Annotated in this window: 23 protein-coding genes; 16 read left to right on the forward strand and 7 right to left on the reverse strand. The window is 69.8% G+C overall.

From position 1 onward, the window contains the following. Positions 1-20 precede the first annotated feature (20 nt). From OG242_RS18890 to OG242_RS18900, 3 genes are all read right to left on the reverse strand, one after another. Positions 21-239: a hypothetical protein gene (locus tag OG242_RS18890; protein ID WP_405899292.1), complete on the reverse strand. Its 219-nt coding sequence runs from the start codon at positions 237-239 to the stop codon at positions 21-23. 369 nt (positions 240-608) lie between these two features. Next, positions 609-809 carry a DUF397 domain-containing protein gene (locus tag OG242_RS18895; protein WP_405899293.1) on the reverse strand — a complete coding sequence of 67 codons (201 nt, stop codon included), beginning with the start codon at positions 807-809 and terminating at the stop codon, positions 609-611. An 11-nt stretch (positions 810-820) separates the two neighbouring features. Next, the gene (locus OG242_RS18900) at positions 821-1,675 is read right to left on the reverse strand and encodes a helix-turn-helix domain-containing protein (RefSeq protein WP_405899294.1); all 855 of its coding nucleotides are present in this window, start codon (positions 1,673-1,675) and stop codon (positions 821-823) included. 266 nt (positions 1,676-1,941) lie between these two features. Here OG242_RS18900 and OG242_RS18905 point away from each other — a divergent pair, with 266 nt between their 5' ends. After that, positions 1,942-2,394 (forward strand): ATP-binding protein, encoded by a 453-nt coding sequence (locus OG242_RS18905; RefSeq protein WP_405899295.1) that lies wholly within the window; start codon positions 1,942-1,944, stop codon positions 2,392-2,394. A gap of 165 nt (positions 2,395-2,559) precedes the next feature. Here the strand turns inward: OG242_RS18905 and OG242_RS18910 are convergent, their stop codons facing one another. Beyond that, positions 2,560-3,405, reverse strand: a complete 846-nt coding sequence (locus OG242_RS18910) for a C40 family peptidase (RefSeq protein WP_405899296.1) — start codon at positions 3,403-3,405, stop codon at positions 2,560-2,562. 791 nt (positions 3,406-4,196) lie between these two features. Between OG242_RS18910 and OG242_RS18915 the strand changes: the two genes are divergently transcribed. The 15 genes from OG242_RS18915 to recQ all read left to right on the forward strand — a co-directional run bounded on the left by OG242_RS18915 (position 4,197) and on the right by recQ (position 22,480). Further along, on the forward strand, positions 4,197-4,556 hold the full coding sequence (locus tag OG242_RS18915) for an NADH-quinone oxidoreductase subunit A (RefSeq protein WP_003967084.1): 360 nt from the start codon (positions 4,197-4,199) through the stop codon (positions 4,554-4,556). 18 nt (positions 4,557-4,574) lie between these two features. Beyond that, entirely contained in the window at positions 4,575-5,129 is a 555-nt protein-coding gene (locus OG242_RS18920; protein ID WP_018101348.1) for an NADH-quinone oxidoreductase subunit B family protein, read from the forward strand. After that, the gene (locus tag OG242_RS18925) at positions 5,126-5,836 is read left to right on the forward strand and encodes an NADH-quinone oxidoreductase subunit C (protein ID WP_405899297.1); all 711 of its coding nucleotides are present in this window, start codon (positions 5,126-5,128) and stop codon (positions 5,834-5,836) included. Before OG242_RS18920 ends, OG242_RS18925 begins: the two co-directional genes overlap by 4 nt. After that, entirely contained in the window at positions 5,836-7,158 is a 1,323-nt protein-coding gene (locus OG242_RS18930) for an NADH-quinone oxidoreductase subunit D (protein ID WP_266532260.1), read from the forward strand. The genes OG242_RS18925 and OG242_RS18930 overlap by 1 nt, the downstream gene beginning before the upstream one ends. Before the next feature lie 29 nt (positions 7,159-7,187). Beyond that, positions 7,188-8,003 carry an NADH-quinone oxidoreductase subunit NuoE gene (gene nuoE, locus OG242_RS18935; protein WP_405901656.1) on the forward strand — a complete coding sequence of 272 codons (816 nt, stop codon included), beginning with the start codon at positions 7,188-7,190 and terminating at the stop codon, positions 8,001-8,003. Next, on the forward strand, positions 8,003-9,367 hold the full coding sequence (gene nuoF / locus OG242_RS18940) for an NADH-quinone oxidoreductase subunit NuoF (RefSeq protein ID WP_405899298.1): 1,365 nt from the start codon (positions 8,003-8,005) through the stop codon (positions 9,365-9,367). Before nuoE ends, nuoF begins: the two co-directional genes overlap by 1 nt. After that, entirely contained in the window at positions 9,364-11,871 is a 2,508-nt protein-coding gene (locus OG242_RS18945) for an NADH-quinone oxidoreductase subunit G (protein WP_405899299.1), read from the forward strand. Before nuoF ends, OG242_RS18945 begins: the two co-directional genes overlap by 4 nt. After that, positions 11,868-13,271 (forward strand): NADH-quinone oxidoreductase subunit NuoH, encoded by a 1,404-nt coding sequence (gene nuoH, locus OG242_RS18950; RefSeq protein WP_405899300.1) that lies wholly within the window; start codon positions 11,868-11,870, stop codon positions 13,269-13,271. The genes OG242_RS18945 and nuoH overlap by 4 nt, the downstream gene beginning before the upstream one ends. Then, on the forward strand, positions 13,264-13,968 hold the full coding sequence (gene nuoI, locus OG242_RS18955; RefSeq protein WP_405899301.1) for an NADH-quinone oxidoreductase subunit NuoI: 705 nt from the start codon (positions 13,264-13,266) through the stop codon (positions 13,966-13,968). The genes nuoH and nuoI overlap by 8 nt, the downstream gene beginning before the upstream one ends. Further along, entirely contained in the window at positions 13,965-14,792 is an 828-nt protein-coding gene (locus OG242_RS18960) for an NADH-quinone oxidoreductase subunit J (RefSeq protein WP_405899302.1), read from the forward strand. The genes nuoI and OG242_RS18960 overlap by 4 nt, the downstream gene beginning before the upstream one ends. After that, the gene (nuoK, locus tag OG242_RS18965; protein WP_018101339.1) at positions 14,789-15,088 is read left to right on the forward strand and encodes an NADH-quinone oxidoreductase subunit NuoK; all 300 of its coding nucleotides are present in this window, start codon (positions 14,789-14,791) and stop codon (positions 15,086-15,088) included. The genes OG242_RS18960 and nuoK overlap by 4 nt, the downstream gene beginning before the upstream one ends. A 14-nt stretch (positions 15,089-15,102) precedes the next feature. Further along, entirely contained in the window at positions 15,103-17,049 is a 1,947-nt protein-coding gene (gene nuoL / locus OG242_RS18970) for an NADH-quinone oxidoreductase subunit L (RefSeq protein ID WP_405899303.1), read from the forward strand. A 4-nt stretch (positions 17,050-17,053) separates the two neighbouring features. Beyond that, positions 17,054-18,625 carry an NADH-quinone oxidoreductase subunit M gene (locus OG242_RS18975; protein WP_405899304.1) on the forward strand — a complete coding sequence of 524 codons (1,572 nt, stop codon included), beginning with the start codon at positions 17,054-17,056 and terminating at the stop codon, positions 18,623-18,625. Then, the gene (nuoN, locus tag OG242_RS18980) at positions 18,622-20,286 is read left to right on the forward strand and encodes an NADH-quinone oxidoreductase subunit NuoN (protein ID WP_405899305.1); all 1,665 of its coding nucleotides are present in this window, start codon (positions 18,622-18,624) and stop codon (positions 20,284-20,286) included. Before OG242_RS18975 ends, nuoN begins: the two co-directional genes overlap by 4 nt. A gap of 166 nt (positions 20,287-20,452) precedes the next feature. Further along, the gene (gene recQ, locus OG242_RS18985; RefSeq protein WP_405901657.1) at positions 20,453-22,480 is read left to right on the forward strand and encodes a DNA helicase RecQ; all 2,028 of its coding nucleotides are present in this window, start codon (positions 20,453-20,455) and stop codon (positions 22,478-22,480) included. Between the two features lie 24 nt (positions 22,481-22,504). On the opposite strand, the gene OG242_RS18990 is transcribed toward recQ, so the two are convergent. The 3 genes from OG242_RS18990 to OG242_RS19000 all read right to left on the reverse strand — a co-directional run bounded on the left by OG242_RS18990 (position 22,505) and on the right by OG242_RS19000 (position 26,598). Then, positions 22,505-23,113 (reverse strand): Uma2 family endonuclease, encoded by a 609-nt coding sequence (locus tag OG242_RS18990; protein ID WP_405899306.1) that lies wholly within the window; start codon positions 23,111-23,113, stop codon positions 22,505-22,507. Positions 23,114-23,232: 119 nt separating this feature from the next. Continuing rightward, positions 23,233-24,462, reverse strand: coding sequence for a fumarylacetoacetase (fahA, locus tag OG242_RS18995; protein ID WP_405899307.1), 1,230 nt, complete (start codon positions 24,460-24,462; stop codon positions 23,233-23,235). A 141-nt stretch (positions 24,463-24,603) separates the two neighbouring features. Continuing rightward, entirely contained in the window at positions 24,604-26,598 is a 1,995-nt protein-coding gene (locus OG242_RS19000) for a CocE/NonD family hydrolase (protein ID WP_405899308.1), read from the reverse strand. Position 26,599: the final 1 nt, after the last annotated feature.

Genomic DNA, 26,599 nt, shown 5'->3' on the forward strand with positions numbered 1-26,599 from the left:
CAGTAACCGGTCGTCGTTCTTCAGCGCCTTGGCGACGTTCCCCAGGCGCAGCCGCCGCCCTTTCCGGTCAGGGCGTGGCGCAGGGTCGCGGCGACTTCTCCGAACTGCGGGGTACCAGTCAGCTCTGACCGGTACCGCTCCATGGTGGACTTCGCCAAGAACGAACCGTCCAGCTTCCAGGGCGGGAGAGAACGGTCGATCAGAGCAGCTTCGAGTTCGCTCGGGATGTCGATGAACATGTGGGGCCTCTTGTCCCTAGGTGAATTGATCTACGGCATCGAGCAACGGACTCCCCATGGGCCGGACCGGCGCCCAAGGCGTGAGGGGCCGGGCGGAGCAGGGGGCGTACGTTTCAGCGCGAGGCAAGGTATGCGAGGTCGACTGTCCGACCGAGGAATGGACTTCAACTGACTTGCGCGGAAGGTCTGTTGGCGCATCGCGCAGAGTGGTCGAGCCGTGGGTTCGACCGGGGCGGCGACTTGGGGTGACAGTGGCGTCACTCACCAGTGCGGTGCAACAGTGCACCGGGGCATGCATGTTCTCGGATGTGCGTGAGCCCCCCCCGCCGCCGGGCGGGGGGCTCACGTGAATGCTGCGGCTGGAGGCTCCTACTGGGCGAAGTGGTCGAACTCGCCCGCCTTGACGCCTTCGATGAACGCGGCGAACTTGGCCCGGCTCGTGGTGGTCACCGCATCGGGGTCGTCGCTCTCGCGCATCAGGATCTGCCCGGCTCGCTGGGCCACCTCGACACACTGCTCCCCGCCGCCCCCGGAGAAGGACGACTTCTGCCACTCGATCTCTGTGTTCATGCTGCGGATTATCACAGGTCCCTTGCGATGTGGTGAATGAAGCTGCGTGACTCCTCGGGCGCCAGACACGCCTGCTGGGCGACGTCGAACTGCATCCGATACCGGTGGAGATCGGCGGCGGCATCCAGCTGTACGCCCCCGAACGGTGCGTCGATGTGCACAGTGTCGAGCTGGGGCACGACTCCGCCTGCGTACAGCACGGTCTGCGTGACTTCGACGAACTGTTCGCTCGCGAAGGCGATCACCCGGACCGTCACATTCAGCCGGTCCGTTGCCTCCAGCAGGTGGGCGAGCTGATCGCGGGCAACCGTGCGGCCGCCGACCCGCATGCGCAGGCTCGCCTCGTGCACGATCGCCTCGAACGGGGGTGGCTTGTCGCTGTCGAGCACCGACTGCCTGCGCATGCGGTGTTCGACCCGCGCCTCCACCTCGTCCTCGGGCAGTTTGGGGAGTACTCCCTCGAACAGGGCTCGGGCGTACTCCGGAGTCTGGAGCAGTCCGGGCAGCGTCATGGATTGGAGGCACCGCATGTGGCTCGCGTGGTGTTCGAGTTCCGCGATGTTCAGGAAGCCGGGAGCGAGCGTGCCCCGGTACTCGTCCCACCAGAACTGCCCCCGGTGCTCGCGGGATATCACGCACAACGCCTCGACCAGCTCTTCGTCGTCGCACGCGTAGAAGCTCGCCAGCCGGCGAATCCGCTCCTCGCCGATACCGCTGCGACCGGCCTCGACGTGACTGATCCTGGCCTGGTCCGTGGAGATGAGCCCGGCTGCCTCGCGGGCGGTTCTGCCCGCGCGTTCGCGGAGTTTGCGCAGCTCACTGCCCAAGCGGGCCTGGCGTGCGGTCGGGTTGTCCCTTGGCGGCATGTCACCTTCTCCTGTTCGCGTATGCAGTCTCGCAGGGCCTCTCGGGGGTGCGTGACGGGCTCACCCCTGCGTGTGAATCAGAGGGTGCATTCTTGTACCGGTGCATGAATGTCCCCCACGTTTCTCCCTGCCGACTGGTGACAGGCCGGAGACCCGAAGTGCAGTCGTCCTCACGCGAGTTGATCTCGTGCGGGCCCGGCCGATGCCACGGATCACCGGTACGGGCCGGCGTACCCGGAGACCCGCTCACGTAGAGAGACCGCGTCATGACCTCTGTAACCGTTCCGTCCCTGCCCGTCCCGAACCTCCCGCAGCGCGGCGAGCGCTACTGGCTCGTTGCGCCGAACACCCCCACTGCGCCCCGGATCGCGCGGGACTTCGTGGGGACGCTGCTGCGGGCTACCGAGCACCCCGGGCTGGTCGACGACGCCCGGTTGTGCGTGAGCGAGGTGGTGTCCAACGCGCACCGCCACACCGGGTCGGCGCGCATCCGGGTCGATGTGACGGTGAACCGGCGTCAGGTGATGGTTTACGTGACCGACGACGAACCGGATCGGTTGCCGAAGCCGGGGGCCGCGCCGCACGCGGAGAGCGGGCGCGGGCTCCTCATCGTGGAGAGCCTGACGGATCGGTGGGGGACCACGACGCGCGGCGGGCGGGTAGGGCATGGCAAGACGGTCTGGTTCGTGCTCGTAGAGCCGGGCCGAGGGCGCTTGTGAACCGGCGAACGTGGACCGTGCCCGAAGCGCCCCCATGGAGGCCGGCCCCGTGGCGTGGCTCGGGAACGCCGAAGGGCCGCAGCTCCCGAGCGGGGGAGCGGCGGCCCTTCGATGTGCGCCGAGGCGCTTGTGAATCCGTGAACGCGGACGGTCGCGTCCTGCGTACTAGAGGACGCGGACCGCGCCCGACGGCGGGTCGTAGTCCAGGGACTTCTGCACCACGCCGGTGGAGGAGTTCTGCGCGCCGACGAACTGGCCGCCGCCCACGTAGATCCCGACGTGGTACGCGCTGCCCGCGCCGCCCCAGTAGAGGATGTCGCCGGGCTGAAGGTTGCTCAGCGAGACCTGGGTGCCGGCGGTGGACTGGCTCTGCGAGACGCGCGGCAGGTCGACGCCCACGGTGCGGAACGCGGCCTGGACCAGGCCCGAGCAGTCCCACGAGTTCGGGCCGGTGCCGCCGGACACGTACGCGTCGCCGACCTGCGCCTGGGCGAACGCGACGACGGAGGCCGCGGAGCCGGTGGCGTTGGAGGAGTACGAGGTCGTGGCGGCGGTGGTGGAGCCGGACGACGAGCTGCCGGTGGTCTTCTGGAGTGTGGTGCGCGCGGCGGAACGGGAGGCGCGCTCGGCGGCCTCCGCCTCGGCCTCCGCCTTGGCCTCCGCGGCAGCCTCGGCCTTCTTCTTGGCCTCGGCCTTGCGGACGGCCTCGGCCTTGGCCTTCTTGGCGTCCTTGGCGGCGTCGGCGGCCGCCGCGTCCTCGTGCGCCTGCGTCTCCAGGTCCAGGGCGACCTGCTGCGTGGCCTCGGCGGAGGCCGCGACGGTGGTGGAGAGACCCGCCGTGATGGTGGGCATCTCGATCGTCTGGGTCACCGGTTCGGCCTGGGCCGGACCCGCGGCACCCGCGACCGCGATGGTGCTGAGGACGCCACCGGCAACTCCGGCCCGCAGCGCCGTCTTCGAGGCGTTTCGGCGGGGCTTCCGGTGGCTGGGTATGAGAGCGGTGTGGGACATGGGTACTAGCGCTATCAGGGCGCGCGGGGTCCCATCAAGAAACGTGTGTTGCGACACAGTTACGTCCGGAATCTGTGAATCCGCTTTCCGTCGGCCCTTATTGACGCCGTAACGGGCAAAACGGGCACGCGCGATCACGGCTGTGATCACGGGTTTTCTGCAATACGCCCGAATTGCCCGTCGCTTACCACCCGTTCACACGGTTGGCCAAGCCCGCTTCTATGACGGCCGTTGCGGAGTGACGCAGGTCACAGCATGGTCTCGCCGTGACGGGCATACGAGCGCTCCGCGCGAGCGAGGGGCGGTGCGCCCCGAACTCGCGGAGCCGGGTGGCCGATTCGGGTGATAGGCGCTTTATGTTGGGCCGCGCCCGCTTTGTTCCACCGGAATCCCCGCGCGGGTGCCCCCGTTCCGGCCGGTGCGGTCGCAGAGTGGGGCAGATCCCTTTATCACCCCATCATGTCCATCGCCAATTTTGCGCGCAGCGCCGTGGCTTGATAGTGCGACACCCCTTTGACCAGCGGTAACGGGAGTAGATGTCACCTCTCGTGATCACTCGGCCGCTTCGTGTACGAAGATCACCGCTCATCCGACTTCATGATCGTTCGTCAGGTGGTGGAGATCACAAAGACGTTGGTGCACCCCGTGTCGCAGATCACAGGACGGCGGGCATAGGATGCGGGGCAGTCGGGCTTGTGAACTGCCTCACATGTGCACGATCTTGGTGAGGCGGGGAGTCGGTTCGCCCGATGCGGTCCATCGGTCAAGGACGACTGGAAGGAGCGAGGAGCGTGAATGCCTACGCGCCCATCCTCGTGCTCGGCGCCCTCGGGGCAGGGTTTGCGATCTTCTCCGTGGTCATGGCCACGCTTATCGGCCCCAAGCGGTACAACCGGGCAAAGCTCGAAGCGTACGAGTGCGGAATCGAACCGACACCCACGCCGGCCGGAGGCGGCCGCTTTCCCATCAAGTACTACCTGACGGCGATGCTCTTCATCGTCTTCGATATCGAGATCGTCTTCCTCTATCCCTGGGCGGTCAGCTTCGACGCCCTGGGGATCTTCGGGCTCGTGGAGATGCTGCTCTTCGTGCTCACCGTCTTCGTCGCCTACGCGTATGTGTGGCGGCGCGGCGGTCTGGAATGGGACTGAGGGGCTGAGGGGCACACCATGGGACTCGAAGAGAAGCTGCCGAGCGGCTTCGTTCTGACCACCGTCGAGCAGGCGGCCGGCTGGGTGCGGAAGTCCTCCGTCTTCCCGGCGACCTTCGGCCTCGCCTGTTGCGCCATCGAGATGATGACGACCGGGGCGGGCCGTTACGACCTGGCCCGCTTCGGCATGGAGGTCTTCCGCGGTTCACCGCGGCAGGCGGATCTGATGATCGTGGCCGGGCGGGTGAGCCAGAAGATGGCGCCCGTCCTGCGGCAGGTCTATGACCAGATGCCCAACCCCAAGTGGGTCATCTCCATGGGCGTTTGCGCGTCATCGGGTGGAATGTTCAACAATTACGCCATTGTTCAGGGTGTTGATCATATTGTCCCGGTTGATATTTATTTGCCGGGCTGCCCGCCGCGGCCCGAGATGCTGATGGACGCGATCCTCAAGCTGCACCAGAAGATCCAGGGCTCCAAGCTCGGGGTCAACGCCGAGGAAGCCGCCCGTGAGGCGGAGGAGGCGGCCCTCAACGCACTGCCCCTCATCGAGATGAAGGGGCTCATGCGATGAGCGACGAGCACAACGGCTCCGCCGTACCCGCCCCGCGCGACGAGCACGGCGAGGTCATCGGCGTACGCAGGGGCATGTTCGGCGCCGACAACGGCGGCGACACCTCCGGCTACGGCGGCCTCGTCCGCACCGTCGCCCTGCCCGGCGCCGCCTCCCGCCCCTACGGCGGCTGGTTCGACGAGGTGGCCGACGAGCTCGAAGGCGCCCTGGAGGAACAGGGCCTCGTCCCCGAGAACGCCATCGAGAAGACGGTCGTCGACCGGGACGAGCTCACCTTCCACATCGCCCGCGAGCACCTGGTCACCGTCGCGAAGACCCTGCGCGACGACCCGGCTCTGCGCTTCGAGCTGTGCACCGGCGTCAGCGGCGTCCACTTCCCCGGCGACAAGGGCCGCGAGCTGCACGCCGTCTACCACCTGCGCTCGCTGACCCACGGCCGGCTGATCCGGCTGGAGGTCTCCACGCCGGACGACGACCGCCACCTGCCCTCGCTGGTCCCGGTCTACCCGACCAACGACTGGCACGAGCGCGAGGCGTACGACTTCTTCGGGCTCGTCTTCGACGGGCACCCCGCCCTCACTCGGATCATGATGCCGGACGACTGGCAGGGCTTCCCGCAGCGCAAGGACTACCCGCTCGGCGGCATCCCCGTCGAGTACAAGGGCGCCCAGATCCCGGCTCCGGACCAGCGGAGGTCGTACTCCTGATGACCACTCCCCATGCAACGCCCCGAGCCACCACCGAGGGGACTGTATATACAGTCACCGGCGGCGACTGGGACGAGATCGTCGAGAACGCCGCCGCGTCCGACGACGAACGCATCATCGTCAACATGGGCCCGCAGCACCCGTCCACGCACGGCGTGCTCCGGCTCATCCTGGAGATCGACGGCGAGACCGTCACCGAGGCCCGCTGCGGCATCGGCTACCTCCACACCGGTATCGAGAAGAACCTCGAATTCCGCAGCTGGACGCAGGGCACCACCTTCGTCACGCGCATGGACTACCTGACGCCGTTCTTCAACGAGACGGCGTACTGCCTCGGCGTCGAGAAGCTCCTCGGCATCGAGGACCAGATCCCCGACCGGGCCACCGTCCTGCGCGTGCTCCTGATGGAGCTCAACCGGCTCTCCTCGCACCTGGTGTGCATCGCCACCGGCGGCATGGAGCTCGGCGCCACCACGATCATGATCTACGGTTTCCGCGACCGGGAGCTGGTGCTCGACCTCTTCGAGCTGATCACCGGGCTCCGCATGAACCACGCGTTCGTCCGCCCCGGCGGCCTCGCCCAGGACCTGCCCCCGGGCGCGGTCGACCAGCTGCGCGAGTTCGTGAAGACCATGAAGAAGAACCTGCCGGAGTACGACGCGCTCGCCACCGGCAACCCCATCTTCAAGGCCCGCATGCAGGACGTCGGCTACCTCGACCTCACCGGCTGCATGGCCCTCGGCGCCACCGGACCGATCCTGCGCTCGGCGGGCCTCCCGCACGACCTGCGCAAGACCGACCCGTACTGCGGTTACGAGACCTACGAGTTCGACGTCCCCACCGCCGACAGCTGCGACGCCTACGGGCGCTTCCTCATCCGTCTGGAGGAGATGCGCCAGTCGCTGCGGATCATCGAGCAGTGCATCGACCGGCTCGAACCCGGACCGGTCATGGTCGCCGACAAGAAGATCGCCTGGCCCGCGCAGCTCGCGCTCGGCCCGGACGGCCTCGGCAACTCGCTGGACCACATCAAGAAGATCATGGGCACCTCCATGGAGGCCCTGATCCACCACTTCAAGCTGGTGACCGAGGGCTTCCGGGTCCCCGTCGGACAGGCGTACACCGCCGTCGAGTCCCCCAAGGGCGAACTCGGCGTCCACGTCGTCTCGGACGGCGGAACCCGCCCCTACCGGGTCCACTTCCGCGACCCGTCCTTCACCAACCTCCAGGCCATGGCGGCGATGTGCGAGGGCGGCCAGGTCGCCGACGTCATCGTCGCCGTCGCATCCATCGACCCCGTGATGGGAGGCGTCGACCGGTGACCGAAGCACGTCAGGAAGTCAGTCTGGGGATGCCGCAGCTCCCCGCCCCCGCCTACCCGGCCGAGGTGCGCGCCAGGCTCGAAGCGGATGCGAAGGAGGTGATCGCGCGCTACCCCGGCAGCCGCTCCGCGCTGCTGCCGCTGCTGCACCTCGTGCAGTCCGAGGAGGGCTACGTCTCCCGTACGGGCATGGCGTTCTGCGCCGACATGCTCGGCCTCACCACCGCCGAGGTCACCGCGGTCGCCACCTTCTACACGATGTACCGGCGCAAGCCCAGCGGCGACTACCAGGTCGGCGTCTGCACCAACACGCTCTGCGCGGTGATGGGCGGCGACGCGATCTTCGACCGGCTCAAGGAGCACCTCGGCGTCGGGAACGACGAGACGACCGAGGACGGCAAGGTCACCCTCGAACACATCGAGTGCAACGCCGCCTGCGACTTCGCGCCCGTCGTGATGGTCAACTGGGAGTTCTTCGACAACCAGACCCCGGAGAGCGCGACGCAGCTGGTCGACGACCTCATCGCCGGCCGCACCGTCGAACCCACCCGCGGCGCGCCCCTGTGCACGTACAAGGAGACCGCCCGCATCCTGGCCGGCTTCCCCGACGAGCGCCCCGGTGCCGTCGCGGCCACCGGCGGCGCGGGCCACGCCTCGCTCATCGGCCTCAAGCTCGCCAAGGGCGAGGCCGCACCGCAGGCCCGGGTGGTGAGCCCGCGCGGCGAGGCACCCAGCGACCAGCCGCAGAAGGGCGCCGAGCACCTCAGCTCCCACGACGCGCCGCAGCAGACCTCGGCGTCCGACCCGGACCACCCGGCCGGCCCCGCCGCCGAGGAGGGGGAGTGATGACGTTGGCCACCGAACTCGACCAGAACGGGACCAGCCCCGAGAAGCTGCTCGCGCCCGTCCTGTCCGCCTTCTGGGACCAGCCGGAATCCTGGACCCTGGACACCTACCGCCGCCACGAGGGCTACGAGGGACTGCGCAAGGCCCTCGCCATGTCCCCGGACGACCTCATCGCGTACGTCAAGGACTCCGGTCTGCGCGGCCGCGGCGGCGCCGGCTTCCCCACCGGGATGAAGTGGCAGTTCATCCCGCAGGGTGACGGCAAGCCCCACTATCTAGTTGTCAACGCCGACGAGTCGGAGCCGGGGACCTGCAAGGACATCCCGCTCCTCTTCGCCAACCCGCACAGCCTCATCGAGGGCATCGTGATCGCCTGTTACGCGATCCGGTCGTCGCACGCGTTCATCTACTTGCGCGGTGAGGTCGTCCCCGTGCTGCGACGCTTGCACGAGGCCGTCCGAGAGGCGTACGAGGCGGGTTATCTGGGGACGAACATCCTGGGTTCAGGACTCGATCTGGAACTCACAGTGCACGCGGGCGCGGGTGCGTACATCTGTGGTGAGGAAACCGCGCTGCTCGACTCTCTCGAAGGACGGCGTGGCCAGCCCCGGCTGCGTCCCCCCTTCCCTGCGGTCGCCGGTCTGTACGCCTGCCCCACTGTGGTGAACAACGTCGAGTCCATCGCCTCGGTTCCCGCGATCCTGAACAAGGGCAAGGACTGGTTCAAGTCGATGGGCAGCGAGAAGTCCCCGGGCTTCACGCTCTACTCGCTCAGCGGCCATGTCGTCGGCCCCGGCCAGTACGAGGCGCCGCTCGGCATCACGCTGCGCCAGCTCCTCGACATGAGCGGCGGAATGCGCCCCGGCCACCGCCTCAAGTTCTGGACCCCGGGCGGCTCGTCCACCCCGATGTTCACCGACGAGCACCTCGACGTGCCCCTCGACTACGAGGGCGTCGGCGCCGCCGGGTCCATGCTCGGCACAAAGGCTCTCCAGTGCTTCGACGAGACGACCTGCGTGGTGCGGGCCGTCACCCGCTGGACCGAGTTCTACGCCCACGAGTCCTGCGGCAAGTGCACCCCCTGCCGGGAGGGCACGTACTGGCTCGTCCAGTTGCTCCGCGACATCGAGGCGGGCAAGGGCCGGATGTCCGACCTCGACAAGCTCAACGACATCGCCGACAACATCAACGGCAAGTCGTTCTGCGCACTCGGCGACGGCGCCGCCTCACCGATCTTCTCCTCGCTCAAGTACTTCCGCGAGGAGTACGAGCAGCACATCACCGGCAAGGGCTGCCCCTTCGATCCCGCCAAATCGACCCTCTGGGCCGACGACAAGAACGCATCCCAGGGGGTGAACGCATGACAGTCACCACGAGTGCGCCCTCCGGGGGCGGCGAAGCGGCGATCCCGCCCGAGGACCTGGTCACGCTGACCATCGACGGTATCGAGATCAGCGTGCCCAAGGGCACCCTGGTCATCCGCGCCGCCGAACTCCTCGGCATCGAGATCCCGCGCTTCTGCGACCACCCCCTCCTCGACCCGGTCGGCGCCTGCCGCCAGTGCATCGTCGAGGTCGAGGGCCAGCGCAAGCCGATGGCGTCCTGCACCATCACCTGCACCGACGGCATGGTCGTCAAGTCGCAGATCACCTCGCCGGTCGCCGACAAGGCGCAGCGCGGCGTGATGGAGCTGCTGCTCATCAACCACCCGCTGGACTGCCCGGTCTGCGACAAGGGCGGCGAGTGCCCGCTGCAGAACCAGGCGATGTCGCACGGCGACGCGGACTCCCGCTTCGACGGCAAGAAGCGGACGTACGAGAAGCCCGTGCCGATCTCCACCCAGGTGCTGCTGGACCGTGAGCGGTGCGTGCTGTGCGCGCGCTGCACCCGGTTCTCCAACCAGGTGGCCGGCGACCCGATGATCGAGCTGATCGAGCGCGGCGCGCTCCAGCAGGTCGGCACCGGCGAGGGCGACCCGTTCCAGTCGTACTTCTCCGGCAACACCATCCAGATCTGCCCGGTCGGGGCGCTCACCTCGGCGGCGTACCGGTTCCGCTCCCGCCCCTTCGACCTGGTGTCGACGCCCTCGGTGTGCGAGCACTGCGCCGGCGGCTGCGCCACCCGCACCGACCACCGGCGCGGCAAGGTCATGCGCCGCCTCGCGGCCAACGACCCCGAGGTCAACGAGGAGTGGCTCTGCGACAAGGGCCGCTTCGGCTTCCGCTACGCCCAGCAGCGCGACCGGCTCACCACCCCGCTGGTGCGGGGCGAGTCGGGCGAGCTGGAACCGGCGAGCTGGCCCGAGGCGCTGGCCGCGGCGGCCGAGGGGCTGGCCGGGGCGCGCGGCAGGACCGGTGTCCTGACCGGCGGCCGGCTGACCGTCGAGGACGCCTACGCGTACGCCAAGTTCGCCCGGGTCGCCCTGGACACCAACGACATCGACTTCCGGGCCCGGGTCCACAGCGACGAGGAGGCCGACTTCCTGGCCGCCCGGGTCGCGGGGCGCGGCAAGGATCTGGACGGCAGCGGTGTCACGTACACCTCGCTGGAGAAGGCGCCGACCGTGCTGCTGGTCGGGTTCGAGTCGGAGGAGGAGGCGCCCGGCGTCTTCCTGCGGCTGCGCAAGGCCCACCGCAAGAACGGCCAGCGCACCTTCTCCATCGCCTCGCACGCCACCCGGGGCCTGGTGAAGGCCGGCGGCGCACTGCTTCCCGCCGCACCCGGCACCGAAACCGAGTGGCTGGACGCCATCGCGGGCGGCGTCGGGCTGGAGGGCGAGGGCGCCGTCGCGGCCGAGGCGCTGCGCGGTGAGGGCGCGCTGATCGTGGTCGGCGAGCGGCTGGCCGGGGTGCCCGGCGGGCTGACCGCCGCGGTCCGGGCCGCGACCGCGACCGGGGCCCGGCTGGTGTGGATCCCGCGCCGGGCGGGCGAACGCGGTGCGGTGGAGGCGGGCGCGCTCCCGTCGCTGCTGCCCGGCGGCCGTCCGGCGACCGACCCGCGCGCCCGCGACGAGGTCGCCGCCGCCTGGGGTGTCGCCGAACTCCCGTCCCGCTTCGGCCGCGACACCGGCCAGATCATCGAGGCCGCGGCCACCGGTGAGCTGGGAGCGCTGGTCGTCGCCGGCGTCGGGACCGAGGACCTGCCGGACCCGGCGCGGGCCCTGGAGGCCCTGGACCGGGTCGGCTTCCTGGTCTCCCTGGAGCTGCGGCCGAGCGAGGTCACCGACCGCGCCGACGTGGTGTTCCCGGTGGCCGCGGTCGCCGAGAAGTCCGGCACCTTCCTCAACTGGGAGGGCCGGGCGCGGATGTTCGAGGCCGCGCTGAAGCCCGACCAGATGACCCGCAACCTCGCCCCGGGCGACGCGCGCGTCCTGCACATGCTGGCCGACGCCATGGACGTCCACTTCGCGCTGCCGGACCTGAGGGCCGCCCGCCGCGAGCTGGACCGCCTCGGCGGCTGGCAGGGCGGGTACGCGGACGAACCGCGCGTCTCCGCGCAGCCGCTGCCCCGGCCCGCCAACGGCGAGGCGATCCTCGCCGGCCACCGGATGCTGCTCGACCTGGGCCGCCTCCAGGAGGGTGACACCGCGCTCGCCGGGACCCGGCACGAGGCGGTGGCCCGGCTGTCGGCCGCCACGGCCGCGGAGACCGGGGTCAAGGACGGCGACCTGCTGGCGGTGTCCGGCCCGGCGGGCAGCGTCGAACTCCCGCTCCGGGTCACCGACATGCCGGACCGCGTGGTCTGGGTGCCGCTGAACTCGGCCGGGCGGGGCGTGCCGGCCATGACCGGGGCCCGCCCCGGCGGCCCGGTCCGGATCGGCCCCGCCGCTGCCGGTACTCCCGACGTCACACCGGAGGTGCGGGCGTGACCGCCTTCGCTCAACTGGCCGCGGCACCGCACCATTCGGTGCTCGCCGCCGAGGACCTGTCGATGTTCGGCAACGACCCCTGGTGGCTCGTCGTCATCAAGGCCGTCTTCTGCTTCGCGTTCCTGATGGTGACCGTGCTCTTCTCCATCGTGTGGGAGCGCAAGGTCGTCGCCTGGATGCAGCTGCGCATCGGCCCCAACCGGCACGGCCCCTGGGGCATGCTCCAGTCGCTCGCCGACGGCATCAAGCTGATGCTGAAGGAAGACGTCATCGTCAAGCGGGCGGACAAGGTCGTCTACGTCCTCGCCCCGATCGTCGCCGCGATCCCGGCGTTCATGGCCATCGCGGTGATCCCCTTCGGGCCGTCGGACAACGAGGTCTCGATCTTCGGGCACCGTACGGCGATGCAGCTCACCGACCTGCCGATCGCGATGCTGTACATCCTCGCGGTCGCCTCGGTCGGCATCTACGGCATCGTGCTGGCCGGCTGGTCGTCCGGGTCGACGTACCCGCTGCTCGGCGGGCTCCGCTCGTGCGCGCAGATGATCTCGTACGAGATCGCGATGGGCGCCGCGTTCGCCTCGGTCTTCCTCTACTCCGGGTCGATGTCGACGTCGAAGATCGTGGAGGCGCAGCAGGACCGCTGGTTCGTCATCCTGCTGCCGGTCTCCTTCATCATCTACATCGTCACGATGGTCGGTGAGACCAACCGCGCCCCGTTCGACATGCCGGAGTCCGAGGGCGACCTGGTCGGCGGCTTCAACACCGAGTACTCGTCGATCAAGTTCGCGATGTTCATGCTCGCCGAGTACGTCAACATGGTCACCGTCTCCGCCGTCTCCACGACCCTGTTCCTGGGCGGCTGGCGGGCCCCGTGGCCGATCAGCACCTTCTGGGAGGGCGCGAACCACGGCTGGTGGCCGATGCTCTGGTTCGTCGTCAAGGTCCAGCTGCTGCTGTTCTTCTTCATCTGGCTGCGCGGCACGCTGCCCCGCGTCCGCTACGACCAGCTGATGAAGCTCGGCTGGAAGGTCCTGATCCCGGTCTCCGTCGTCTGGCTGATGCTGGTCGCGACGGTGCGGGCGCTGCGCAACGAGGGCTACGACTTCTCCAGGATCCTGCTCTACGTGGCCGGTGCCGTGATCGCGGTGCTGCTGATCTCCTTCGTCGCCGACATCTTCCGCGACAAGAAGGACAAGGCCGCCGCCGAACAGGCCGGGCCCGAGCCGGCGTTCGACCCGATGGCCGGCGGATTCCCGGTGCCACCGCTGCCCGGACAGACCCTGCCGCCCGTGCCGCGGCGCAGGCCGCGCCGCGAGCGGGAGCTCGTTGTCAGTGGTGGCGTGGATACTCAGAGTGACGGAGATCCGAGTGACGGAAAGGAGGCCGACGGTGCCTGAACTGCCAGATCTGCCGGGGTCCAAGAGGCCGGCGAAGTCCACCGGGCCGACGGGGTCGACGGCGTCCTCGCAGTCCTCCCCGAACTCGGAGGACAAGTTCCTCAACCCGGTGGCCGGCTTCGGCGTGACCTTCAAGGCCATGTTCAAGAAGCGGCTCACCGAGCAGTATCCGGAGACGCCGAAGGTGACGGCGCCCCGCTTCCACGGCCGCCACCAGCTCAACCGCCATCCGGACGGGCTGGAGAAGTGCGTCGGCTGCGAGCTGTGCGCCTGGGCCTGTCCCGCCGACGCGATCTACGTGGAGGGCGCGGACAACACCGACGAGGAGCGGTACTCCCCGGGGGAGCGCTACGGCCGCGTCTACCAGATCAACTACGCGCGCTGCATCCTCTGCGGACTGTGCATCGAGGCGTGCCCCACCCGGGCGCTCACGATGACCAACGAGTTCGAGCTCGCCAACACCACCCGCGAGAGCCTCATCTACACCAAGGACGAGCTGCTCGCGGGCCTGGAGGAAGGCATGGTCGACAGCCCGCACGCGATCTTCCCCGGCATGGACGAACAGGACTACTACCGGGGCGTGGTCACCGAGGCCGCCCCCGGTACGGAGCGCCAGCCCGCCGTCTCCAAGGGCGAGAAGCCGTCGTCCGACGAGGCCGGCGGGACCAACGGCGCCGCGCAGGAGGTGGACGCATGACCGGCCTGGCCGCAGCGGCCTCGCAGACCTCGACCGGCGAGGCCTTCCAGTTCTGGGTGCTCGGCACGGTCGCCGTGATCGGCGCCCTGTCCACCGTACTGATGAAGAAGGCCGTGCACAGCGCGCTGAGCCTCGCCGGGACGATGATCATCCTGGCGGTGTTCTACCTCGCCAACGGCGCGTACTTCCTCGGCATCGTCCAGATCGTCGTCTACACCGGCGCGATCATGATGCTGTTCCTCTTCGTGGTCATGCTCGTCGGCGTCACGGCGGCGGACTCGCTGAAGGAGACCATCAAGGGCCAGCGCTGGCTGGCCGCCGGATGCGGTCTCGGCTTCGGCGTCCTGCTGATCGCCGGTATCGGCAACGCCTCGCTGAAGAGCTTCAACGGCCTGGGCACCGCCAACACCGCGCACGGCGGAAACGTGGAGGGGCTCGCCAGCCTCATCTTCACCAAGTACGTCTTCGCCTTCGAGATCACCGGCGCCCTGCTGATCACCGCGACCGTCGGCGCGATGGTGCTCACGCACCGCGAGCGCACCGAACGGGCCAAGACCCAGCGGGAGATGTCCGAGGAGCGCGTGCGGAGCAACCACCTCCCGCCGCTGCCCGCCCCCGGCGTCTACGCCCGGCACAACGCGGTGGACATCGCGGGCCTGCTCCCCGACGGCACCCCGTCCGAGCTGACCGTCATGCGGACGCTGCGCAAGCGCGGCCAGATGCGCGACGTGTCCCAGGAAGCACTGGCCGGCCTCAAGGCACTGGAGCAGCGCTCCGGTGAGCGGCTCGGCCGGGACACAGAAGAAGAGGAGGTCGCCAAGTGAACCCGGTCAACTACCTCTATCTCGCCGCCCTGCTGTTCACCATCGGCGCGGCGGGGGTGCTGATCCGGCGGAACGCGATCGTGGTGTTCATGTGCGTGGAGCTGATGCTCAACGCCTGCAACCTCGCGTTCGTCACCTTCTCCCGTATGCACGGCAATCTCGACGGCCAGATCATCGCCTTCTTCACGATGGTCGTCGCCGCCGCGGAGGTCGTGGTCGGGCTCGCGATCATCGTGTCGCTGTTCCGTTCCCGCCACTCGGCCTCGGTCGACGACGCCAGCCTGATGAAGCTGTAAGGGGCGCTTGCATCGTGGAGAACCTGATTGCGCTGCTCGTCGCGGCGCCCCTGCTCGGAGCGGCGGTGCTGCTCTGCGGCGGCCGGCGCCTCGACCGCGCCGGGCACTGGCTCGGCACCCTGCTCGCCGCCGCCTCGTTCGTCGTGGCCGTGGTGCTCTTCACCGACATGCTGGGGAAGGGCGCCGAGGACCGGGCGCTGCACCAGAAGCTGTTCAGCTGGATCCCGGTCGAGGGCTTCCAGGCCGATGTGGCCTTCCAGCTCGACCAGCTGTCGATGACGTTCGTCCTCCTGATCACCGGTGTGGGCACGCTGATCCACATCTACTCGATCGGCTACATGGAGCACGACGAGCGCCGACGCCGCTTCTTCGGCTACCTCAACCTGTTCCTCGCGGCGATGCTGATCCTGGTCATCGCCGACAACTACCTGCTGCTGTACGTCGGGTGGGAGGGCGTCGGCCTGGCGTCGTACCTGCTCATCGGGTTCTGGCAGCACAAGCCCAGCGCGGCCACCGCCGCGAAGAAGGCGTTCCTGGTCAACCGCGTCGGCGACATGGGCCTGTCGATCGCGATCATGCTGATGTTCACCACCTTCGGCACGTTCGCGTACGGCCCCGTCCTGGAGGCGACCGGCGAGACCAGCGAGGGCAAGCTGACGGCGATCGGCCTGATGCTGCTCCTCGCCGCCTGCGGCAAGTCCGCCCAGGTGCCGCTGCAGTCCTGGCTCGGTGACGCGATGGAGGGCCCGACCCCGGTCTCCGCCCTCATCCACGCCGCGACCATGGTCACCGCCGGTGTCTACCTCATCGTCCGCTCCGGCGCGATCTTCAACGCCGCCCCGGACGCCCAGATGGTCGTCGTGGTCGTCGGCGCGGTCACGCTGCTGTTCGGTGCGATCGTCGGTTGCGCGAAGGACGACATCAAGAAGGCCCTCGCCGGCTCCACGATGTCCCAGATCGGCTACATGATCCTGGCCGCCGGGCTCGGCCCCATCGGCTACGTCTTCGCGATCATGCACCTGGTGACGCACGGCTTCTTCAAGGCCGGGCTCTTCCTCGGCGCCGGTTCGGTCATGCACGGCATGAACGACGAGGTGGACATGCGGAAGTACGGCGGCCTGCGGAAGTACATGCCGGTCACCTTCGTCACCTTCGGCCTCGGCTACCTCGCCATCATCGGCTTCCCGGGCCTGTCCGGATTCTTCTCCAAGGACAAGATCATCGAGGCGGCCTTCGCCAAGGGCGGCACCGAGGGCTGGATCCTCGGCTCGGTCGCCCTGCTGGGCGCCGCGATCACCGCGTTCTACATGACGCGCGTGATGCTGATGACCTTCTTCGGCGAGGAGCGCTGGCGCCGCACGGCGACACCGTCCCCTGACGCGCCGGACGTCGAGCCCGCCGCCGAGACGCGCGGCGAGCACGCGGAGCCCCACCCGCACGAGTCCCCGAAGTCCATGACGATCCCGATGATCGTGCTGGCCTTCGGCTCGGTCTTCGCCGGTGGCTTCTTCTCGATCGGCGACCGCTTCCTGCACTGGCTGGAGCCCGTCACCGGCCACGACCACGGAGACGCCCCGATCGGCGCGTCCACCGTCACCGCGGCCACCATGGTGGCGCTCGTCATCGGTGTCGCCATCGCCTGGGCGATGTACGGCCGCAAGCCGGTGCCGGTGGCCGCCCCGCGCGGCTCGCTGCTCACCCGCGCCGCGCGCCGCGACCTCCTCCAGGACGACTTCAACCACGTGGTCCTGGTCCGTGGCGGCGAGCACCTGACCCGCTCCCTGGTCTACGTCGACCACACCCTGGTCGACGGCGTCGTCAACGGCACGGCCGCCTCCATGGGCGGGCTCTCCGGCCGGCTGCGCAAACTGCAGAACGGCTACGCCCGCTCCTACGCGGTCTCGATGTTCGGCGGTACGGCGGTTCTCATCGCCGCGACCCTGCTGATGAGGGCGGTCTGATCACATGTCCTTTCCCCTCCTGACAGCGACGGCGGCGCTCCCGGCGATCGGCGCGGTGGCCACGGCCGCCGTCCCGGCCGCCCGGCGCACCGCCGCCAAATGGCTGGCCCTGGTCTTCTCGCTGGCCACGCTGGTCCTGGCGGGCATCGCGCTCGTCCGCTTCGAGCCCGGCGGCGACCGCTTCCAGCTCACCGAATCGCACGCCTGGATCCAGGACTTCGGCGTCCGCTACGAACTGGGCGTCGACGGCATCGGCCTGGCGCTCATGGCGCTCACCGCCCTACTGATCCCCTTCGTCATCCTGGCCGGCTGGCACGACGCCGATCCCCTGGAGACGAAATCCTCGCGCTGGCGCCCCACTCAGGGCTTCTTCGCCCTGATCCTGATGGTCGAAGCGATGGTGATCCTCTCCTTCGAGGCCACCGATGTCTTCCTCTTCTACATCCTCTTCGAAGCCATGCTCATCCCGATGTACTTCCTCATCGGCGGCTTCGGGGACCGGGCGCACTCCGGCAGCGACGAGAACGCGGCGGCGCAACGCTCCTACGCCGCGGTCAAGTTCCTCCTCTACAACCTGGTCGGCGGCCTCATCATGCTGGCCGCGGTGATCGGCCTGTACGTGGTCGCGGGCTCGTTCTCGCTCTCCGAGATCGCCGAGGCCCGTGCCAACGGCTCGCTCTCCATGGCGACCAGCACGGAGCGGTGGCTGTTCCTCGGGTTCTTCTTCGCCTTCGCGGTGAAGGCCCCGCTGTGGCCGCTGCACACCTGGCTGCCCAACGCGATGGGCGAGGCGACCTCCCCGGTCGCGGTGCTGCTGACCGCCGTCGTCGACAAGGTCGGCACGTTCGCGATGCTCCGCTTCTGCCTCCAGCTCTTCCCGGAGGCCAGCAAGTGGGCGACGCCGGTGATCCTCGTACTGGCGCTGATCAGCATCGTGTACGGGGCGCTGCTCGCGGTCGGCCAGCGCGACATCAAGCGGCTGATCGCCTACGCGTCCATCTCGCACTTCGGCTTCATCGTCCTGGGCATCTTCGCGATGACCAGCCAGGGCCAGTCGGGCGCGACGCTGTACATGGTCAACCACGGCATCTCGACGGCCGCGCTGATGCTGGTCGCGGGCTTCCTGATCACCCGGCGCGGCTCGCGCCTCATCTCCGACTACGGCGGGGTGCAGAAGGTGGCCCCGGTGCTCGCCGGCACCTTCCTGATCGGCGGCCTGGCCACGCTGTCGCTGCCGGGGCTCGCCCCGTTCGTCAGCGAGTTCCTGGTCCTGGTCGGCGCGTTCGCCGCGTATCCGGCGGTCGGCATCATCGCCACCACCGGCATCGTGCTCGCCGCGATCTACGTCCTGGTCCTCTACCAGCGCACCATGACCGGCCCGGTCAAGGCCGAGGTGCAGGGCATGGCGGACCTCAAGGCCCGTGAGCTCGTGGTGGTCGTCCCGCTGATCGCGCTGCTGCTCTTCCTGGGTGTCTACCCGAAGCCGCTGACGGAGATCGTCAACCCGGCGGTGCGGCACACCATGTCGGACGTACAGAAGAAGGACCCCCAGCCCGAGGTGGAGGCCGCCAAGTGAGCGCAACAGCTGTCCACAGTCTGTGGACGACGGCGAGCGGGGTGACATCTGCCGCCCCGGACGAGAAGTTCAAGGCCCCGGTCATCGAGTACACCCAGCTGACCCCGGTCCTGATCGTGATCGGCGTCGCCGTCCTCGGTGTGCTCGTCGAGGCCTTCGTGCCGCGCCGGGCCCGCTACTACACGCAGGTCTTCCTGACCGTCGCCGCGCTGGTCGCCGCGTTCGCCGCGGTGGTCGGCCTGGCGGCCGGCGGGTACGGCACGACCAAGGCGCACATCGCCGCGATGGGCGCCATCGCGGTCGACGGACCGGCCCTGTTCCTCCAGGGCGTCATCCTGCTGACGTCCCTGGTCGCGGTCTTCACGTTCGCCGAACGGCGGCTCGACCCCGAGTCGCATGGAAGCAGGGTCGACTCCTTCGCCGCGCAGGCCGCGTCGATCCCCGGCAGCGACAGCGAGAAGGCCGCGGTCCGGGCCGGGTTCACCACCACCGAGGTCTTCCCACTGGTGCTGTTCTCGGTGGCGGGCATGCTCGTCTTCCCGGCGGCCAACGACCTGCTGACGCTCTTCGTGGCCCTGGAGGTCTTCTCCCTCCCGCTCTACCTCCTGTGCGCCGTCGCCCGCCGCAAGCGGCTGATGTCGCAGGAGTCGGCCGTGAAGTACTTCCTGCTCGGCGCGTTCTCCTCGGCGTTCCTGCTGTTCGGGATCGCCCTCCTCTACGGGTACGCGGGCTCCGTCTCGTACGGGCAGATCGCGACCGTGGTCGACGGCTCGATCCAGAAGATCGACCCGGCGCTCGCGGACACCATGGGCAACGACGCGCTGCTGCTCATCGGCGGCGCGATGATCCTGACCGGCCTGCTCTTCAAGGTCGGCGCCGTCCCGTTCCACATGTGGACCCCGGACGTCTATCAGGGCGCCCCGACCCCGGTCACCGGCTTCATGGCCGCGGCCACCAAGGTCGCCGCGTTCGGCGCGCTGCTGCGCCTGCTGTACGTGGTGCTGCCGGGGCTCACCTGGGACCTGCGGCCGGTCATGTGGGGCATCGCCATCGTCACGATGGTGGGCGGCGCGGTCGTCGCGATCACCCAGACCGACATCAAGCGACTGCTGGCTTACTCCTCGATCGCGCACGCCGGGTTCATCCTGGCCGGTGTGATCGCGGCCACCCCCGACGGCATCTCGTCCGTCCTCTTCTACCTCGGCACGTACTCCTTCGTCACGGTCGGCGCCTTCGCCGTCGTCACGCTGGTACGCGACGCGGGCGGCGAGGCGACGCACCTGTCGAAGTGGGCCGGGCTCGGCCGCCGCTCGCCGCTGGTCGCGGCGGTCTTCGCGGTGTTCCTGCTGGCCTTCGCGGGCATCCCGCTGACCTCGGGCTTCTCCGGGAAGTTCGCGGTGTTCAAGGCGGCGGCCGACGGCGGCGCGGGCGGCCTGGTCGTGGTCGGTGTGATCTCCTCGGCGATCGCGGCGTTCTTCTACATCCGGGTCATCGTGCTGATGTTCTTCAGCGAGCCGAAGGCGGACGGCCCGACGGTCGCCGTCCCGTCCCCGCTGACGATGACCACCATCGCGGTCGGCGTGGCCGTCACCGTGGTGCTGGGCCTCGCCCCGCAGTACTTCCTGGACCTGGCGAGCCAGGCGGGGACGTTCGTGCGGTAGCGGAAACAGCGGTACGAGAACGCCGGACGGGCTTGGCATTCCCCAGGGGAAGTCAAGCCCGTCCGGCGTTGTCACAGGCGGCGCCTATCGTGGCAGGGGAGAGCGCTGGGACGCAGCGGGAGCGGTATCGGGGGACAGAGCGATGAGCGGGACGGGCGTGACGGGCATGACCACGGATGTGACCACGGGCGGGGCCCCCGGTGCGACCGAGAGCGAGGCGCGGCGGACCCTGCACCGTGTCTTCGGCTACGAGGCGTTCCGCGGCGAGCAGGAGGCGATCGTCGACCACGTGGTGGCCGGCGGGGACGCCGTCGTGCTCATGCCCACGGGCGGCGGCAAGTCCCTCTGCTACCAGATCCCGTCCCTGGTCCGCCGGGGCACCGGCATCGTGATCTCCCCGCTGATCGCCCTCATGCAGGACCAGGTCGACGCGCTGCGGGCGCTCGGCGTGCGGGCCGGCTTCATCAACTCCACGCAGGACTTCGACGAGCGCCGCTCCATGGAGGCGCAGTTCGTGGCGGGCGAGCTGGACCTGCTCTACCTCGCCCCGGAGCGGCTGCGGCTGGACGCCACGCTGGCGCTGCTGGCCCGCGGCGAGATCTCCGTCTTCGCCATCGACGAGGCGCACTGCGTCGCCCAGTGGGGCCACGACTTCCGCCCCGACTACCTGGCCCTCTCGGTCCTTGGCGAGCGCTGGCCGGACGTGCCGCGCATCGCCCTGACGGCCACGGCGACGGGCGCCACGCACCGCGAGATCACCCAGCGCCTCGGCATGCCCGACGCCGAGCACTTCGTGGCCAGCTTCGACCGCCCCAACATCCAGTACCGGATCGTGGGCAAGGCCGACCCGAAGAAGCAGCTGCTCACCTTCCTCAAGGAGGAGCACGCCGGGGACGCGGGCATCGTCTACTGCCTCTCCCGCGCCTCCACGGAGAAGACCGCCGAGTACCTCTGCCGCAACGGCATCGAGGCCGTCCCCTACCACGCGGGCCTGGACGCCGGGACCCGCGCGGCCCACCAGTCCCGGTTCCTGCGCGAGGAGGGCCTGGTCGTCGTCGCGACGATCGCCTTCGGCATGGGCATCGACAAGCCGGACGTCCGCTTCGTCGCCCACCTGGACCTGCCGAAGTCCGTCGAGGGCTACTACCAGGAGACCGGCCGCGCAGGCCGCGACGGCGCCCCGTCCACGGCGTGGATGGCGTACGGCCTCCAGGACGTCGTCCAGCAGCGCAAGCTCATCCAGGGCGGCGAGGGCGACGAGGCCTTCCGCCGCCGGGCCGCATCGCACCTGGACTCGATGCTGGCCCTCTGTGAGACGGCCCAGTGCCGCCGCGCCCAGCTCCTCACGTACTTCGGCCAGGAGCCGACCACCGCGTCCTGCGGCAACTGCGACACCTGCCTCACCCCGCCCGAGACCTGGGACGGCACGGTGGTCGCCCAGAAGCTGCTGTCCACGGTGGTACGGCTGAAGCGGGAGCGCGGCCAGAAGTTCGGCGCCGGCCAGATCATCGACATCCTGCTCGGCCGCCGGACGGCCAAGGTCATCCAGTTCGACCACGACCAGCTCTCGGTGTTCGGCATCGGCGATGAGCTGGCCGAGGCGGAGTGGCGCGGCGTCGTCCGCCAGCTCCTCGCCCAGGGCCTGATCGCCGTCGAGGGCGAGTACGGCACGCTGGTCCTGACCGGGGAGAGCGGCAAGGTCCTGGGCCGCGAGCGCGAGGTCCAGCTCCGCAAGGAGCCCAAGAAGCCGACGGCCTCCCGCTCGTCCTCATCCGGCCGCGGCGAACGCAAGCCGAAGGCGGCGGCGGCCGACCTCCCCGAGACGGCCGTCCCGGTCTTCGAGGCCCTGCGCGCCTGGCGCGCCGCCCAGGCCAAGGAGCTGGGCCTCCCGGCGTACGTGATCTTCCACGACGCGACCCTGCGCGAGATCGCCACGGTCCGCCCGACGACCCTCGGCGAGCTGGGCGGCATCAGCGGCCTGGGCGAGAAGAAGCTGGCGACGTACGGGGAGGGGGTGCTGGAGGTCCTGTCGGGGCTCACCGCAGAGCCCTCGGAGCGCGCGGCCGCCCCGGATCGGGCCACTCCGGCGGCGCCCCGGGCCCCGGAGCCCGCCGAGACCGCGCCCCCCGCCCAGGAGGCCCCCCACGACGACGCCGAGTTCGGCTGGGGCGAGGAGCCCCCGGAGTACGAGTGAGGCGGGCGGGACGCGCGGCGGGCCCTACTGGGAGTCCGCCGCCCGGCGGCGCGGCGTGATGGCGCTGAGGTCGAGGTCGACCGGGAAGGGGACAGACACCTTCATCCGGTCGTGGAAGATCCCCGTCGAGGTGTAGGCACCGGTGGCGGGCTCCAGCTCGAAGACGTAGACGACGGCACGGCCGTCATGGTTCTCCACCCGCCAGAAGTGCGGGATCTTCACCCGGGCGTACTTCACCGGCTTGGTCTCCCGGTCGCGGGTGACGGACTCGTCCGACACGACCTCGATCGCGAGCTGGACGGACCCGGCGGGAAAGCGAGTCTGACGCGGATCGTGGACGATCTCACCGTCGATGACGATCACGTCGGGCTCGGGCCGGTTGTAGCGGTCGATGTCGATCGTGAACTCACGCACGACCTCCAGGTCGGGCGGCGCCAGCGACTGCAGCTGCCACTCGAAGAAGCTGACCGCTCGCGAATGGAAAAGGGTCTGCGGACTCACGAAAACAAGGCTCCCGTCGATCAGCTCCGTGTGCGGAGGCAGATTCGGGAGTGTGTCCAGGTCATCGGCGGTCCAGCCGCCCTCGGGCGGGACCGCCCACCGCGGCTCGGGGGCCTCGGGTTCGACGCTCATTAGTGCTCCCATGAACGGAGTCTCGCGGAGTTTTCAGCGTATCCGCAGGGAACCGGAAGCGGCTCCCCTGAACGTGTGAACGACTCACGCGTCCTTGACCGCCCCCTGGCGCCTCCGGCTCACCCCGCAGACACCACCCGCCCCGTGACCTCGCCCAGCCCCACCCGGGTGCCGTCCGGCCCCGGGGCCCAGGCGGTGATCGTCACCGTGTCGCCGTCCTCCAGGAACGTCCGCTTGCCGTCGGGCAGTTCCAGCGGGTCGCGCCCGTTCCAGGTGAGTTCGAGCAGGCAGCCGCGCTGGGACGGCTCGGCGCCGCTGACGGTGCCGGAGCCGTAGAGGTCGCCGGTGCGCAGCGAGGCGCCGTTGACCGTCATCTGGGCGAGCTGCTGGGCGGCCGTCCAGTACATCGTGGAGAACGGCGGCTCCGCGACGACCTGCCCGTTGATCGCGACGGAGATCCGCAGGTCGTAGCCGCCGGGCTCGTCCTCGTCCGCGTCGTCCAGGTAGGGGAGGAGCGGGAAGTCGCGGGCGGGCGGGGCGGTGCGGGCGGCGTCCAGGGCCTCCAGCGGGGTCACCCAGGCGGAGACGGAGGTGGCGAAGGACTTGCCGAGGAACGGGCCGAGCGGCACGTACTCCCAGGCCTGGATGTCGCGCGCCGACCAGTCGTTGAGCAGCGAGAGCCCGAAGACGTGCTCCCGGAAGTCGGCCAGCGGCACGGCCGTGCCCTGCTCGGACGGGGTGCCGACGACGAAGCCGACCTCCGCCTCGATGTCGAGCCGCACGGACGGGCCGAACACGGGCGCCGGGTCCGCCGGACCCTTGCGCTGGCCCGCCGGGCGGACCACGTCGGTGCCGGAGACCACGACGGTCCCGGCACGCCCGTGGTAACCGATCGGCAGGTGCTTCCAGTTGGGGGTGAGCGGCGCGTCGGCGTCGGGCCGGAAGATCTGGCCCACGTTGGTAGCGTGGTGCTCGCTCGCGTAGAAGTCCACGTAGTCCGCGACCTGGTACGGCAGGTGCAGGGTGACCGCGTCCAGCGGGTGCAGCAGGGGCTCCATGTCCGCGCGGTGGGCGGGGACCGTGACCCAGGCGGTCAGCGCACGGCGCACATCGCGCCAGGCGGTGCGCCCGGCCGCGAGCAGGGGCGTCAGGTCGGTCTTGGCCAGCAGTTGGGCGTACGGCGAACCGAGGGCGAGCGCGGCGGCCCCGGCGTCCAGGACGTGGTCGCCGATGCGGACGCCGACGCGCCGCTCCGGCCGGTCGGGGGTGGAGAACACGCCGTACGGCAGGTTGTGCGGGCCGAAGGGATGGCCCTCGGCCACATCGAGCGGGCTGCTCTGCTCGGGCATCGGTCGCTGCCTCGCTTTCCGGGTCGCTTGGGTGACACGTTACGTCGGGGCCGTCGCCCCGGGCGGTGTGCCTGACGGCTCCCACCCGGGTGGTGTCCCAACCATCCCCATTGCCCCGGAAAGTAAGCCCCGGATGCCCCGTCACCCGGATGTGCGCGGGATGCTCTTCTCCCAGGTCCGGTGGAAGACGACCTCGCCGCCCTCGGTGCAGACGACTTCGTTGACCGTGTGGAAGTCGTCCGCGTCGGCGGTGATCTCCGAGCGCGTGTCGATCTGCACGTCCCAGGACATCTCCGGCCGGTGCAGCCGGATCGTCCAGTCGGACCGGGTGCGCGCGGAGAGCGGGTCGTCCTCCTGGATCGTGTACGTCTCCAGCGCGTCCTCGGTGAACTCGAGCCCGTCGGGGTAGACCCGGGTGCCGCCGTAGCGGGGGTCCACCTCCAGCCGCCACTCGCCCTTCGCGACATCGCGGACGACGAGGCGTTCGGGGCGCGGCGCGTCCAGCGTCTCCGGGAAGACCACGCCCAGCGGTTCGGACTGCTCGGGCTCATCGAAGCGGATCGCGGGGTCCTCGGTGTGCCGGCGCACGGGGAGTTCGACGAGGCTGCCGTCGGCCTCCAGGGTGAAGCCGGCCGAGCCCGCCTGGGGCCAGATCCAGGGCCAGTACGAGGAGGAGACGGCGAGCCGGATGCGGTGGCCGGGCGGGAAGGTGTGCCCGATGCCGTTCAGCTCGAAGGTCACGTCCTCGGTGGCGCCGGGAGTCCAGTCCTCGGTGCGGTCGCGGCCGTTGCGGGCGGCGAGGTTGAGCGCGCCGCGCGTGACGAGGGTGGACGAGCCGTCGGGGGCGACGTCGCAGAGCCGGGCGATCGCCTGGCCGCGTTCCACGTCCATCCTGATGCGCAGCCTCACCCGGGGCCGGCCCAGGATCTCGATCGGCGCGTCCGCGACCGGGAACTCGAAGCAGAGCGACTTGGCGTCCTCGTCGCGCTGGTCCGGCGGCAGGTCGGCGTCGTTGCCGAAGGGGAAGAACCGTCCGGCGTCGAGCCCGGTCTGCTGCGGCGAGTGGACGATCTGCGGCCCGCCCTGGAGGGCGTACGCCACCGGGGTGACGTTCTCCGAGGGCCAGCCGGTCTCCCCGACCCAGCGGCCGGGCAGCGTCTCGTACACCGTGGCGGGCCGGTGCGACTCGCTGATCCGGGCGCGCAGCAGCGGCTCCTCCATCACGCCGGTGTCCTCGTCCTTCAGGTGCTGGTCCCACCAGCGCAGGGTCTCCTGGAGGAAGCCGACGGCCGGTCCGGGCGGCAGCCCCCGGTCGGGGTACTGGTGCGACCAGGGGCCGATGAGCCCGCGCACCTTCGCCGCGTCCAGGTGCTCGACGAGACGGAGGACGGTGTCGCGGTACGGGTCGTGCCAGCCGCCGACCGCCAGGACGTTCGCCTTGATCGCGGAGTAGTCCTCGCAGACGCTGCCGTGCCTCCAGTAGGCGTCCCGGGTCTGGTGGGAGAGCCAGGTGTGGATGAAGGGGTCCACGGCCTCCAGCCGGTCCAGCCACATCTGCCGCCAGTCGTCGCCGACGTCCGCAGGGTCGGGCGGGCGGCAGACGAAGGCCAGCATGGTGGCCGCCCAGGCGTGCATGTCCACGGCGAGGACCGAGCCGCCCATGTAGTGGACGTCGTTGTCGTAGCGGTCGTCGGCCGAGCACACCGTGACGACCGCCTTCAGCGGCTCCGGGGCCAGCGCGGCGATCTGGAGCGAGTTGAAGCCGCCCCAGGAGATCCCGAACATGCCGACCCGGCCCGAGCACCACTCCTGCTGGGCCAGCCAGTGGACGACCGCGACCCCGTCCGCCAGCTCCGTCGCGTCGTACTCGTCGCCCGGCATGCCCTCGCTGTTGCCGTGGCCGCGCACGTCCACCCGGACGGAGGCGTAGCCGTGCCCGGCGTACCAGGGGTGGCGCTGCCAGTCGCGCGGCGCGGTCCAGTCGCTCAGCCGGTACGGCAGGTATTCGAGGAGCGCGGGCACCGGCTCCTCCGTGACCGGCCGCCAGATCCGGGCGTACAGCTGGGTGCCGTCCGCGAGCGGGATATAGAGGTCCTCACGGGTCGTCTCGTACGGGAACGCGGTCTGGATGTGCATG

Origin of the sequence: Streptomyces sp. NBC_00727 (assembly GCF_045161745.1) — a bacterium.
Lineage (GTDB): Bacteria > Actinomycetota > Actinomycetes > Streptomycetales > Streptomycetaceae > Streptomyces.

What these genes read in the sequence shown, in the direction of transcription:
- OG242_RS18905 (WP_405899295.1), top strand. Translation starts at nt 1,942, where the DNA reads ATGACCTCTGTAACCGTTCCGTCCCTGCCCGTCCCGAACCTCCCGCAG.
- OG242_RS18990 (WP_405899306.1), bottom strand. Translation starts at nt 23,113, where the DNA reads ATGAGCGTCGAACCCGAGGCCCCCGAGCCGCGGTGGGCGGTCCCGCCC.
- nuoE (WP_405901656.1), top strand. Translation starts at nt 7,188, where the DNA reads ATGCCGCAGCTCCCCGCCCCCGCCTACCCGGCCGAGGTGCGCGCCAGG.
- OG242_RS19000 (WP_405899308.1), bottom strand. Translation starts at nt 26,598, where the DNA reads ATGCACATCCAGACCGCGTTCCCGTACGAGACGACCCGTGAGGACCTC.
- OG242_RS18925 (WP_405899297.1), top strand. Translation starts at nt 5,126, where the DNA reads ATGAGCGACGAGCACAACGGCTCCGCCGTACCCGCCCCGCGCGACGAG.
- OG242_RS18960 (WP_405899302.1), top strand. Translation starts at nt 13,965, where the DNA reads ATGACCGGCCTGGCCGCAGCGGCCTCGCAGACCTCGACCGGCGAGGCC.
- OG242_RS18975 (WP_405899304.1), top strand. Translation starts at nt 17,054, where the DNA reads ATGTCCTTTCCCCTCCTGACAGCGACGGCGGCGCTCCCGGCGATCGGC.
- OG242_RS18920 (WP_018101348.1), top strand. Translation starts at nt 4,575, where the DNA reads ATGGGACTCGAAGAGAAGCTGCCGAGCGGCTTCGTTCTGACCACCGTC.
- OG242_RS18930 (WP_266532260.1), top strand. Translation starts at nt 5,836, where the DNA reads ATGACCACTCCCCATGCAACGCCCCGAGCCACCACCGAGGGGACTGTA.
- fahA (WP_405899307.1), bottom strand. Translation starts at nt 24,462, where the DNA reads ATGCCCGAGCAGAGCAGCCCGCTCGATGTGGCCGAGGGCCATCCCTTC.
- OG242_RS18945 (WP_405899299.1), top strand. Translation starts at nt 9,364, where the DNA reads ATGACAGTCACCACGAGTGCGCCCTCCGGGGGCGGCGAAGCGGCGATC.
- OG242_RS18900 (WP_405899294.1), bottom strand. Translation starts at nt 1,675, where the DNA reads ATGCCGCCAAGGGACAACCCGACCGCACGCCAGGCCCGCTTGGGCAGT.
- recQ (WP_405901657.1), top strand. Translation starts at nt 20,453, where the DNA reads ATGACCACGGATGTGACCACGGGCGGGGCCCCCGGTGCGACCGAGAGC.
- OG242_RS18895 (WP_405899293.1), bottom strand. Translation starts at nt 809, where the DNA reads ATGAACACAGAGATCGAGTGGCAGAAGTCGTCCTTCTCCGGGGGCGGC.
- nuoF (WP_405899298.1), top strand. Translation starts at nt 8,003, where the DNA reads ATGACGTTGGCCACCGAACTCGACCAGAACGGGACCAGCCCCGAGAAG.
- OG242_RS18890 (WP_405899292.1), bottom strand. Translation starts at nt 239, where the DNA reads ATGTTCATCGACATCCCGAGCGAACTCGAAGCTGCTCTGATCGACCGT.
- OG242_RS18910 (WP_405899296.1), bottom strand. Translation starts at nt 3,405, where the DNA reads ATGTCCCACACCGCTCTCATACCCAGCCACCGGAAGCCCCGCCGAAAC.